The following is a 12240-nucleotide window of genomic DNA, read 5'->3' on the forward strand; positions in this document are numbered from 1 at the left end:
CGCCCCGTGCACGATGCCGCGCATGGGGTCCGAGCCGGGGTGCTCGCGCCTTGACCTTGCAAGGCTGCCACCGGATAAGTGCGACAAGCTGAGTGAGGGACGAACGACATGGCCGCGGGCAGCAAAATGCTGAGCGAATTGGGGCTGACCCCTTTGCATGGGGGAGATCGCGCGATCTCGGGGCTTTCGGTCGACAGTCGTCAGGTCAAACCCGGCCATCTCTTCGCGGCGCTTCCCGGCACGAAGATCCATGGGGCCGAGTTCATCCCTTACGCGCTGCGCATGGGCGCGGCTGCCGTTCTGACCGATCGCGCCGGTGAGCCGATCGCGCGTGCGGCGCTCGAAGGCACCGACACCGCCATCGTGGTGACCGAGAACCCGCGTCAGGCGCTGGCCTTCGCTGCAGCCCTCTGGTTCGGCCGTCAGCCCGAGACGATGATTGCAGTCACCGGCACGAACGGAAAGACCTCCGTCGCGACGTTCACCCGCCAGATTTGGCAATTGCTGGGCTTCGAGGCGGCCAATATCGGCACCACCGGGGTCGAGGGCAGTTATTCCGCGCCCTCGTCGCATACCACGCCCGAGCCGATCACCCTGCATCGCTTGCTCGCCGATATGGCGGGCGTGGGCGTGACCCATGCGGCGATGGAGGCAAGCTCGCACGGGCTCGCACAGCGCCGCCTCGACGGGGTGACGTTGACCGCCGCCGCCTTCACCAATTTCACGCAAGACCACCTCGATTATCACGCGAGCTTCGACGAGTATTTCGCGGCCAAGGCGGGGCTCTTCACCCGTGTCCTGCCAGAGGATGGTGCGGCGGTGATCAATCTCGACGATCCCAAGGGGCAGGAACTGGCCAAATACGTCACCGCACGCGGGCAGGAGCTGATCGGGATCGGCCATTCCGAGCAATGCGAGATGCAGATCCTTGGCCAGCGTTTCGACGCGACGGGGCAGGATGTGCGCTTCGCCTGGGAGGGCTGGACGCAGATGACGCGCCTGCCGCTGATCGGCGGCTTCCAGGCGATGAACGTGCTCACGGCCGCGTCGCTCGCCATCGCCTGCGGGGCCGAGCCCGAGGAAGTCTTCGCAACTCTACCGCGCCTGACCACGGTACGCGGACGGATGCAGCTCGCCGCGAACCGTGAGAACGGCGCGACGGTCTTCGTCGATTACGCCCATACGCCCGACGCGGTGCAGACCGCGCTCAAGGCGCTGCGCCCGCATGTCATGGGCCGCCTGATCGCGATCGTTGGCGCCGGCGGGGATCGCGACACGTCCAAGCGCCCGCTGATGGGCAAGGCGGCGGCCGAGAATGCCGATCTGGTGATCGTGACCGACGATAACCCGCGTACCGAAGACCCGGCCACGATCCGCGCTGCGGTGATGGAGGGCGCACCGGGCGCGATGGAAGTTGGTGACCGGGCCGAGGCGATCCTGCGCGGCGTCGATGCGCTGGGGCCGGGCGATGCGCTTCTGGTCATGGGCAAGGGGCACGAGAGCGGTCAGGTGATCGGCTCGGACATCTACCCGTTCGACGATGCCGAACAGGCGAGCGTGGCCGTGGCCGCGCTGGACGGGAAGATCTGATGGGCGTGCTCTGGACCTCCACCGATGCGGCGACCGCGACCCAAGGGCAGGTGACCCAAGCCTTTGCCGTGACAGGGATTTCTATCGATACCCGCACGATCCGTCCGGGTGATCTCTTCATCGCGCTCAAGGATGTTCGCGACGGGCATGATTTCGTACGTCAGGCGCTGGACAAGGGCGCGGCGGCGGCGCTCGTCTCGCGCATTCCCGAAGGCTGTTCGACATCCGATCCGCTGCTGATCGTGCCCGAGGTTCTGCCCGCGCTCGAAGCGCTTGGCCGTGCCGGCCGCGCCCGATCGCGCGCCCGCGTGCTCGCCGTGACCGGCTCGGTCGGCAAGACCTCGAGCAAGGAAATGCTGCGCGCGGTGCTCTCCGCGCAGGGCACGGTCCATGCCGCCGAGGCGAGCTTCAACAACCACTGGGGCGTGCCGATCACGCTGGCACGGATGCCCGAAGACGCGGATTTCGCGGTGATCGAGATCGGGATGAGCAATCCCGGCGAGATCGCGCCGCTCGCCCGCCTCGCGCAGCCCCATGCGGCGATGATCACCACCGTCGCCCCGGCCCATCTCGCGGCCTTTGAAAATCTCGAAGGCATCGCGCGCGAAAAGGGCTCGATCTTCGAGGGGCTGGTCGCAGGCGGCACCGCCGTGATCCCGACCGGGCTCGACGTGACACCGATCCTGCGCGAGGCCGCAGCAACCGCGGGCGCGGTCGTCAGCTTTGGCCCCGAAGCGGGGTCCGACTACCGGCTGATCGACGCGCGCATTGCCGGAGACGCCACGGTCGTTCAGGCCGAACATCACGGAAAGCCGATGCTTTTCAAAGTGATGACGCCGGGCAAGCATTTCGCTGCGAACGCTCTTGGCGTGTTGGCGCTCGCCGAGGCCGCGGGCTGTGATCCGGCGGTGGCCGCGATGGATATGGGCTCCTGGCAGCCGCCAGCGGGGCGTGGCCAGCGCGAGCGGATCTATCTCGACATCGTGGACGAGGCGGAGAGCTTCGATCTCTTCGATGATGCGTTCAACGCCAACCCGGCTTCGATGGCCGCGGCGCTTGAAGTGCTGGCGGGCGCAAGCCCGCGCGACGGGGTGGGGCGCACCGCGAAGGGCCGCCGCATCGCGATCCTTGGCGACATGCTGGAACTGGGCGAGGATGAAGCCGCGCTCCATGCCGCAATCTCGGATCTGCCGTCGATGGCTTCGGTCGATCTGGTTCATATGGCGGGCCCGCGCATGGCGGCGCTGCGCGAGGCGCTGCCGCGCGCCAAGCGTGGCGAGTGGTACAAGAGCGCTGAGGAACTGGCCGAGCGAGCACGCCATCTCGTCGATCCCGGCGATGTGGTGCTGGTGAAGGGCTCGAAAGGCTCGAAGGTCAGCCTCGTCGTGGAGGCTTTGAAGAAACTGCGCCAGCCCGGCGCGGCCGAGGCGCATAGAGGAAAAGAGTAATGTTGTATTGGCTTACCGACCTGTCCGATGGCGGGGGCGTGTTCAACCTGTTTCGCTACATCACCTTCCGGGCGGGCGGGGCCTTCTTCACGGCACTACTGGTTGGCTTCATCTTCGGGCCGTGGCTGATCAACATCCTGCGGATGAAGCAGGGCAAGGGCCAGCCGATCCGCGATGACGGCCCTGAGGGGCATCTGGCCAAGGCCGGCACGCCGACGATGGGCGGGATCCTGATCCTCACCGCGCTTCTCGTCTCGACGCTGCTCTGGGCGCGGCTCGACAATGGCTATATCTGGGTCGTGCTCATGGTCACCTATGGCTATGCCGCGATCGGGTTTGCCGACGATTATGCCAAGGTGTCCAAGCAGAATACCAAGGGCGTGAGCGGCAAGGCGCGGCTGGGCTTGGGCTTCCTGCTGGCGCTTCTGGCCTCGGTCGCGACCTGGTATCTGCATCCCACGGAGCTGGCCGGTCATGTCGCGGTGCCGTTCCTCAAGGATTTGATCCTGAATCTCGGCTATTTCTACATCCCCTTCGCGATGTTCGTGATCGTGGGGGCGGCCAATGCGGTGAACCTCACCGACGGGCTCGACGGTCTGGCGATCATGCCGGTGATGATCGCGGCCGGAACGTTGGGCGCGATTGCCTATGTCGTGGGCCGCACCGACTTCACCGAATATCTGGGCGTGCAATTCGTGCCCGGCACCGGGGAGCTGGCGATCTTTACCGCCGCGCTGATGGGCGCAGGGCTGGGGTTCCTGTGGTATAATGCGCCGCCCGCGGCCGTGTTCATGGGCGATACCGGCTCTCTGGCCCTTGGCGGCGCGCTCGGCGCCATCGCGGTGTGCACCCAGCACGAGATCGTGCTTGGGATTGTCGGCGGCCTCTTCGTGGTCGAGGCGCTCTCGGTGATTATCCAGGTCGCCTATTTCAAACGCACCGGTAAACGCGTTTTCCTGATGGCTCCGATCCACCACCACTTCGAGAAGAAGGGCTGGTCCGAACCGCAGATCGTGATCCGTTTCTGGATCATTTCGCTGATCCTCGCGCTGATCGGTCTTGCCACTCTGAAGATCCGCTGATCCCAACGGTTCGGTTCGCAGGCTGCTGCTTTATGCGGCAGTGCGGCGAAAACTGACCCTGCATTGCCCCATGCGCTGCCTTTACGGGAACATGGGGCATGTGGGATTTGTCCTTTTACATGTTTCGCGCTCCCCTGACGGCACAGAGTTCTGCAAGAGGGGCCGACGATGGGACAAGGTAAACACGCATTGATATACGGGCTTGATGACAAGCCCGCACCGGGGCCGGCCTCGCTCGCCGCGCTCCAGCATATTCTCGCGTCGATCGTGGGCATCGTGACCCCCACGCTGGTGATCGGCGGCGTTCTCGGGCTGGGCGAGCACGTGCCCTACCTGATCGCCATGTCGCTCTTCGTTTCGGGGGTTGCGACCTTCATCCAGTCGAACCGGGTCGGGCCGGTGGGGTCGGGGCTGTTGAGCGTGCAGGGCACCTCTTTCGCCTTTCTCGGCGCGATCCTTGCCGCGGGCTTTGCCGTCAAAGGGCGCGGCGGCTCGCCCGAGGATATTCTCGCGATGATCTTCGGTCTCTGCCTCGTCGGCTGTGTCGTCGAGATCGTGCTGTCGCAATTCATCGACAAGCTGGGCCGGGTGGTGAACCCGACGGTGACCGGCATCGTGATCACCGTGATCGGGCTGAGCCTCGTGAAGGTCGGCTTCACCGATTTCGCGGGCGGCGCGCGGGCAGGCGAGAATCTTGGCCAGCCGGTGAACCTGCTTCTGGGCACGATCGTCGTCGTGGTGATCCTGGTGACCACCTTCCTCGGCAAGCCGATGCTGCGGATCTCGGCGATCATGATCGGGCTCATTGCGGGCACGATCGTCGCGGCGCTCTTCGGCATGGTCGATCCCGCACCTCTGGCAAAGGCCCAGTGGATCACGCTGCCCATGCCCTTCAAATTCGGCTTCGATTTCGACTTCGGCCTCTTCATCCCGATCGCCTTCCTCTATCTCGTGACCGCGATCGAGACCTCGGGTGACCTCACGGCGAACTCGGTGATCTCGAGCCAGCCGGTGCGCGGCCCGCTCTATCTCAGCCGGATCAAGGGCGGCGTGTTGGGCGATGGTGTGAATTCGGGGCTGGCGGCGATCTTCAACACCTTCCCGAACACGACGTTCTCGCAAAATAACGGGGTGATCCAGATGACCGGCGTGGCAAGCCGCCATGTCGGGCGCTACATCGCGCTTTTCCTCGTCATTCTCGGTTTCTTCCCGATCTTCGGCGCGGTGTTCCTGCTGATCCCCAAACCGGTGCTGGGGGGCGCGACGCTGGTGCTCTTCGGTTCGATCGCGGTGGCGGGCATTCGCATCATCGCCTCCGAGCCGATCGACATGCGCCGTGTCTACATCATGGCGGTGAGCTTCGGGCTCGGCCTTGGTGTCACGCTGGTGCCCGATGCCACGCAACATCTGCCGGTGCTGCTCAAACAGGTCGTGGCGACCCCGATCACGCTTTCCGGCCTCTCGGCGATCCTCCTGTCGCTTTTGATCCCCGAAGGCGCGCAATCGGAAAGCGAGCTCGAGGAGGCTGGCGAAGAGGCTCCGGTGAGCGCCGCCGAATAAGACGCAGTCTCAACGAATAACCAGAAAGAGGGGGGCTGAGCCTCCCTCTTTTCTAATGCAGCGCCCTGACGCTGACGGCACCCGCCCCCTTTCCCTTTCCAACTGCTTCAAATATCCCGGGGGTGCGGGGGCTGGCCCCCGCGCGCGACAGGAGGCTGCGATGATCCCGGTTCAGGGTTTCGACGGACATAAGGTGGCGGTTCTGGGGCTCGGGCGCTCGGGTCTGGCGACGGCGGCGGCGCTGCGTGCCGGCGGAGCGGAGCCGCTGTGCTGGGATGACAGCCCGGAAGGCCGTGCCCGCGCCGAGGAGGCGGGCTTCGCGATCCATGATCTCACCCGGCAAACCGCCTTTGACGGGGTCGCGGCCCTGATCGTCTCGCCGGGCATTCCGCATCTCTATCCCAAGCCCAACCCGGTGATCGCGGCGGCAATGGCGGCAGGCATTCCGGTCGATAATGATATCGGGCTCTTCTTCCGGTCCTGGGCGACGCGGGAGTTCGACAATTTCGACACCACCCCGCGGACGATCTGCGTGACCGGCTCGAACGGGAAATCGACCACCACGGCGCTCATCCATCACATCCTGCAAGAGGCGGGTCGTCCGACCCAGATGGCGGGCAATATCGGGCGCGGCGTGCTCGATATCGAACCGGCCGAGGATGGCGAGGTCGTGGTGCTGGAACTGTCCAGCTACCAGACCGATCTGGCGCGGGCTCTGACCCCCGATATCGCGGTCTTCACCAATCTCTCGCCGGACCATCTCGATCGCCACGCAGGGATGGGCGGCTATTTCGCGGCCAAGCGCCGGCTCTTTGCCGAAGGCGGCCCCGATCGTGCGGTGATCGGGGTGGACGAGCCCGAAGGCGTCTATCTCGCCAACCAGATCGCGATGGGGCGCGAGGACGACCGGCTGATCCGGGTTTCCTCGGCGCGCAAGCTCGGCGACTGGGGCTGGTCGGTCTTTGCCCGCAAGGGGTTCCTGAGCGAATGGCGCAAGGGGCGACAACTGGCCTCGATCGACCTGCGCGAAATCACCGGGCTTCCGGGCGCACATAACCACCAGAACGCCTGCGCCGCCTATGCCGCGACGCGCGCGCTGGGGATCGCGCCGCGGATGATCGAGGAGGCCTTCCACTCTTTCGCGGGCCTGCCCCATCGCAGCCAGACGCTGGCCGAGAAGGCGGGCGTGCGCTGGGTCAACGACTCCAAGGCCACCAATACCGACAGCGCGGCCAAGGCGCTCGATGCGTTCCGCAATATCCGCTGGATCGCGGGGGGCTTGGGCAAGGAAGGCGGGGTAGCGAGCCTCGCGGGCCATCTCGAACATGTACGCAAAGCCTATTTCATCGGCCATTCGGCACGCGATTTCGCGTTGGAACTCGCCCCGCTCGAACATGAGATCTGCGAGACGATGGAAGCGGCGGTCGCGGCCTGTATGCGCGATGCCGAGGCTGGCGATACGGTGCTGCTCGCCCCGGCGGCAGCGAGCTTCGACCAATATCCCAATTTCGAAAAGCGCGGAGAGCATTTCGCGCAGCTCGTGGATGCGCTGCCGGGCTGAGCCGGGGCTTGCGCCCGCGCACGCAATAGCGATGCTGAGCCCATGAGCGATGCCCCCATGAGCGATGCCCCCATGAGCGATGCCCCCATGAGCGATGCCCCCATGAGCGATGTCGGCCCCATTTCGTCCCCGACGCCCGAGCTGCTGCCCGCGGGCGCGGATGGGGTGCTCGTGCGTTTCGCGCTTAGCCCCGACCCCGTTGCGATGGCGGCCGCGCAGGGCTTCGAGCGCGCCTTGGAAGAGGCTCCGCTCGCCGGGGTGATCGAGGTGGCGCCCGCGCTGGTCTCGCTCCTGCTGCGCTTTGATCCCGTACAGATGCGGCGCGCTGATCTGATCGCGACGCTGCGCCCCATGGCGGAGCGTGCGGCGCGCGAGGCGGGCCACCTGCCGGACCCAATCCGCCGCTGGCAGATCCCGGCAGCTTTCGGCGGCGAGAACGGGCCAGAGCTTGCCCCCATTGCCCGCGCGCTTGGCCTGAACGAAACGACCGCGGTGGAGCAGATCTCCAAAGCCGATCTGCGCGTGCTGGCGATCGGTTTCTTTCCTGGCCAACCCTATCTCGGCCTGCTTCCCGAGCGCTGGAACCTGCCGCGCCTGCCCGAGCTGGTGCCCTCGGTGCCCGCCGGGGCGGTGGTGGTCGCGGTGCGCCAGATCGTGCTTTTCGGGGCGGCCTCGGCAACAGGCTGGCGGCAGGTCGCGCGTGCGCATTTCCGTTGCTTCGATCCTGCACGGACCGAGCCGATGCCTTTGCGCGCGGGCGACGCGATCCGCTTCGTGCCGGTCAGTGCAGGGGAACTGGCGGCGCTCGATACGCCCGACGGCATGGGCGGCGCGCGGCTGGAGCATCTGGCATGAGCGCGCTGCGGGTCTTGCGTGCCGAGGGGCTGATCTCGGTGCAGGATATGGGGCGAGAGGGTTATCTCGCTCAAGGGCTCTCGCGCGGTGGCGCGATGGATCGGCTGGCGCTTCTGGAGGCGGCGGCTTTGCTGGGGGCCGAGGCGCCGCTGGCTGGCCTCGAGATGGCCGGGGCAGGGGGACTTTTCGAGGTCACCCGACCGATGCGGATCGCGCTGACCGGCGCGCCGATGCAGGCCGATCTCGACGGGGCGGCACTGCGCTGGAACGCGGCCCACCCGGTTCTGCCCGGACAGAAGCTGCGCATCGGTGGCGCGCAGACGGGCAGTTACGGCTATCTCGTGCCCGGCGGTGGGCTTGCCACGCCCGACTGGCTGAGCAGCCGCGCGGCGCATCTGTCGATCGGGATCGGCGCGCGGGTGGAGACGGGTCTGACACTGCCCTGTGCTGACGAGCCCGCGCCCGATCAACCTGCGCTCGGCTTGCCCGCGAGCCAGCGTTTCGGGGGCGGCACGGTGCGGGTGATGGATGGTCCGCAAACCGCGCTGTTCAGCCCCGAAGTGATCGCAGATTTCTATGAGACCGTGTTTTCCCGCGCGCCGCGTGGCAATCGTCAAGGCGTGCAACTCGATGCGCAGAGGCGGTTCGCCGCGCGCGAGGCGGCGGGGCTCGCGTCGGATGTGATCGGGCCGGGGGATGTACAGATGACGGGCGAGGGGGTGCCCTATGTGCTGCTGGCCGAATGCCAGACCATCGGCGGCTATCCGAGGATCGGCACAGTGATCCCCGCCGATCTGCCGACCATCGCCCAAGCCCCGCCCGGAGCGCAGCTCCGTTTTATCCGCCTCTCGCCCGATCAGGCCGATGCGCTCTGGCGGCCCGAGGCCGAGCAGTTGCGTACCCTTCGGGCCACCTGCCATCCGCTGATCCGCGACCCGTCCGAAATGGGGGATCTGCTTTCCTACCAGCTCATCGGCGGTGTAACCTCGGGCGACGATCTGGAGAGAAGCTGATGCGTATCGATCTTAATGCCGATATGGGCGAGGGGTTTGGCCCCTGGAGCATGGGCGATGATGCGGCGCTGCTCGACGTGATCAGCTCGGCCAATATCGCTTGCGCTTTTCATGCGGGCGATCCCGATCACATGGCGGCGGTGATGCGCGCGGCGGTGGCGCAGGATGTGGGCATCGGCGCGCATCCGGGTTTTGCCGACCTTCAAGGCTTCGGGCGGCGGCGGATGTCGCTTTCCAACGAGGAGCTTGGAAATCTTGTCGCCTACCAGCTGGGGGCCGCGCAGGCGATGGCCCGGCGCGCGGGTGGGCAGGTACGGCACCTCAAGCTGCACGGGGCGCTCTCGAACATGGCGGCCGAGGATGTCTCGATCGCGCGCGCCTGTTACGAGGCTGCGCTTGCGGTCGATCCGGACCTCATTCTCGTGGTGATGCCTTTGACCGCAATGGATGAGGCAGCGGAAGCGCTGGGAGCGAAGAGGGCGGGCGAGATCTTTGCCGATCGCGCCTATACCGAAACAGGTCTTCTGGCCCCGCGCGGCACGCCGGGCGCGATGATCCATGATGCAAGCGCGGCGGCCGAAAGGGTGGCGTCAATGCTGCGCGCGGGTGGGATCGTGACCGGCTCGGGCAAGGTGCTGCCCTGCCGGATCGACACGGTCTGCGTGCATGGCGACAGCCCCGATGCGGTCGCGATGGCACGCGCGCTGCGGGGTCATCTTGCCGCAGAGGGCATCGGGATCGCGCGCTTTGCCTGAGGCTCAGGCCTTCGAGGCGATGTAATTCGCGGTCATCAGATCGAGATGCGCACCGCCGCCATTCTTGAAGATCGTGATCTCCTCGGCGCTCTCGCGACCCTTCGCGGTGCCGCCGACCAGATCGTAGAGATCGCCCAGCACATCGCCTTCCGAGATCACGCCTGCGCGCATCGGGATCAGCAGCTCTCCGATATGGCCGAGCGTCGTTGCACGGCTGTCGACGAAAAGGCGCCCCTTCGCGATCAGCGCATCATCGGCCTCGCGCATGTCGGCCTTGTAGGCTCCGATCAGGTCGATATGGGTGCCGGGCTTGATCCAGGCACCTTGCAGCACCGGCTCGCGTGCCATCGTTGCGCAGGAGATGATATCGGCCATGGCTGCCGCCTCTGCCAGATCCGGCGCGGCAGCAAGGGGGATGGCGCTTTCGACATCCGCCACCAGCGCCTGCGCCTGTTCGGGCCGGCGCGTCCAAAGAGTGATCTGTTCAAGCCCCGGAAAGAGCGCGCCATAAGCCGCGATCAGCGAACGGGCGACCGTTCCGCCGCCCACGATCAGAAGGCGTTTGCTTTCGGGGCGCGCCAGAAGCCGCGCGCCAAGGCCACTATCGGCGGCGGTCTTGATCTCGGTGACCAGCGGGCTTTCGACGATGGCGCGCAGGCAGCCATGTTCGGGCTCGAAGACCAGCATCGCGCCTTGCACCGTGGGCAGGCCCGCCTGCGGATTGCCATCGAAAACGGTGAAACTTTTGACCCCGTAGCCCAGCCCCGGAACATAGGCCGAGCGGCTGAGAAGCGTCCCGGTCGCGGGGCCGAGGAACGTGTCTCCGATCTCGGCCTGCGGGCGTTTGTGGCCCTCGCGCAGGGCCTCCACAGCCTCCGTCCAGTCGAGCCGGTCGATCATCGCGTCATAGGTCAGGGTCGGGATGCTCATCGTCTCTCCTTATAACGGGTCGAGCCAGCGGGCCTGGGCCGAGACATCTTGTACCTCAAGCGCCTCGCCCGAAATCGCCTGTGCCAGCAGCTCGCCGCAGCCCGCCGAGGCGGTCCAGCCAAGCGAGCCGTGGCCCGCATTGATCCAGAGGTTGGGATAGGCGCGTACACGGCCAAGATAGGGGGCGCTGGCGGGGGTGGTCGGGCGAAGCCCGGTCCAGAAGGTGACATCGTCGAGATCGACGACATCCGCGAAATGGCGCTCGGCATAGCGGCGCAGGATGTCGAGCCTCTTCTCGGGCATGTCGCGATTGCGGCGCGCGAATTCGGCAAGCGCCGTGATCCGCAGGATGCCGCTATAGACGCCCACGGCAAGCCGCGCGGCCTCGTCGATGAAGGGCAGGCGCGGGGCGGCCTCGGCGTCCTTGATCCTCCAGCTGCCCGAATAGCCCTTCACCGGGTAGATATTGGGCGCAAATCCCAAGGCGCGCGTGAGATCGGGAGTCTCGATCCCGGTCGCGAGGATGACGTGATCGGCTGCGATCACCTCGCCGGCCGCGCGGATGCCGGTGACCGCGCCATCCTGCCGTTCGATCCCTTCGACCTCGGTGTCGTAGCGCAGCGAGACATGGTTGAGGCGCCCCAGATGCGCACCGAGCTCGTTGGTGAAGAGGTGGCAATCGCCCACGCTGTCCTCGGGCGCGTAGAAGCCACCCGCGAAATGATCGGTCATTCGGCTCAGGCTTGGATCTTTCGCAACAATCTCGGCCGCGCTGACCGGCTGGAGATGGGCGCTGGCATGGCTGTCGCGGAAGGTCTCGAATTCGGTGCGGTCGGTGTGCAGGTAAAAGCCACCCGCATGACGCACGAGATCGGAGAGCCCAGCTTCCTCGGCGACCACGGGTAGGCGCGCGCGGCTGAAACGGCAGAGCCGTGCGAGACGGTCGCTATTGGCGCGATGTGCCTCGGCTGAGCAGTTGCGCAGGAACTCCATGCCCCAGCGGATCAGCGCCGGATCGGTCCAGCGACTGACCTTAACCCCGGGATCGCGCCCCGCGGCGGCGCGGATCATCGTGCCGAGTGCGCCGGGTCCGGCCCAGGCCTCGGCATGGCCGATCGAGATGATCCCCGCATTGCCCTTCGAACACAGGTTTGCCGGTGCCGGGCCGCGCTCGATCACCGTCACCTCGATCCCGCGCCGTGCAAGCGCAAAGGCGGTCTGGATGCCCACCACGCCAGCGCCCAGAACGACGACGCTCATGCGCGCCCTCCCGTGGCGGGATTTGCGCGAGCAGAATTGGTCGGAAAACCGGGCATTTGCGGCCCCTTCTTGAGAGTCGCGGTGAGGCTATCGGTGCCCCAGGGGGCCGTCAAGCGAGCCCGGCCAGCGCAGAAAAATGCGTCGGGTGCCAAGAAATACAACCACAGGTGGCGTTTTCGCCACGAC

The 12240-nt window shown here is 66.4% G+C and carries 10 protein-coding genes; 8 read left to right on the plus strand and 2 right to left on the minus strand.

Annotated features, from left to right (window positions below; genetic code table 11):
* The first annotated feature begins 108 nt into the window (after nucleotides 1-108).
* The 8 genes from TP2_RS14140 to TP2_RS14175 all read left to right on the plus strand — a co-directional run bounded on the left by TP2_RS14140 (nucleotide 109) and on the right by TP2_RS14175 (nucleotide 9864).
* Entirely contained in the window at nucleotides 109-1590 is a 1482-nt protein-coding gene (locus tag TP2_RS14140; protein ID WP_038078829.1) for a UDP-N-acetylmuramoyl-L-alanyl-D-glutamate--2,6-diaminopimelate ligase, read from the plus strand.
* A complete protein-coding gene (locus TP2_RS14145; RefSeq protein ID WP_038078831.1) occupies nucleotides 1590-3038 on the plus strand; it encodes a UDP-N-acetylmuramoyl-tripeptide--D-alanyl-D-alanine ligase in 1449 nt (482 codons plus the stop codon). Before TP2_RS14140 ends, TP2_RS14145 begins: the two co-directional genes overlap by 1 nt.
* Entirely contained in the window at nucleotides 3038-4120 is a 1083-nt protein-coding gene (gene mraY / locus TP2_RS14150; protein ID WP_038078833.1) for a phospho-N-acetylmuramoyl-pentapeptide-transferase, read from the plus strand. The genes TP2_RS14145 and mraY overlap by 1 nt, the downstream gene beginning before the upstream one ends.
* A gap of 168 nt (nucleotides 4121-4288) precedes the next feature.
* On the plus strand, nucleotides 4289-5680 hold the full coding sequence (locus TP2_RS14155; protein WP_038078835.1) for a uracil-xanthine permease family protein: 1392 nt from the start codon (nucleotides 4289-4291) through the stop codon (nucleotides 5678-5680).
* A gap of 160 nt (nucleotides 5681-5840) precedes the next feature.
* Nucleotides 5841-7241: a UDP-N-acetylmuramoyl-L-alanine--D-glutamate ligase gene (murD, locus tag TP2_RS14160; RefSeq protein WP_038078838.1), complete on the plus strand. Its 1401-nt coding sequence runs from the start codon at nucleotides 5841-5843 to the stop codon at nucleotides 7239-7241.
* An 87-nt stretch (nucleotides 7242-7328) separates the two neighbouring features.
* Nucleotides 7329-8096 carry a 5-oxoprolinase subunit B family protein gene (locus TP2_RS14165; protein WP_169739541.1) on the plus strand — a complete coding sequence of 256 codons (768 nt, stop codon included), beginning with the start codon at nucleotides 7329-7331 and terminating at the stop codon, nucleotides 8094-8096.
* Nucleotides 8093-9109, plus strand: coding sequence for a 5-oxoprolinase subunit C family protein (locus TP2_RS14170; RefSeq protein WP_038078841.1), 1017 nt, complete (start codon nucleotides 8093-8095; stop codon nucleotides 9107-9109). The genes TP2_RS14165 and TP2_RS14170 overlap by 4 nt, the downstream gene beginning before the upstream one ends.
* Entirely contained in the window at nucleotides 9109-9864 is a 756-nt protein-coding gene (locus TP2_RS14175) for a LamB/YcsF family protein (protein ID WP_038078844.1), read from the plus strand. Before TP2_RS14170 ends, TP2_RS14175 begins: the two co-directional genes overlap by 1 nt.
* A gap of 3 nt (nucleotides 9865-9867) precedes the next feature.
* Here TP2_RS14175 and TP2_RS14180 read toward each other — a convergent pair whose 3' ends face one another.
* Nucleotides 9868-10794: an ornithine cyclodeaminase family protein gene (locus tag TP2_RS14180; protein ID WP_038078847.1), complete on the minus strand. Its 927-nt coding sequence runs from the start codon at nucleotides 10792-10794 to the stop codon at nucleotides 9868-9870.
* A 9-nt stretch (nucleotides 10795-10803) separates the two neighbouring features.
* Nucleotides 10804-12054, minus strand: a complete 1251-nt coding sequence (locus TP2_RS14185) for an FAD-dependent oxidoreductase (RefSeq protein WP_038078850.1) — start codon at nucleotides 12052-12054, stop codon at nucleotides 10804-10806.
* Between the last annotated feature and the right edge of the window lie 186 nt (nucleotides 12055-12240).

It is taken from the genome of Thioclava pacifica DSM 10166, from assembly GCF_000714535.1.
GTDB lineage: Bacteria > Pseudomonadota > Alphaproteobacteria > Rhodobacterales > Rhodobacteraceae > Thioclava > Thioclava pacifica.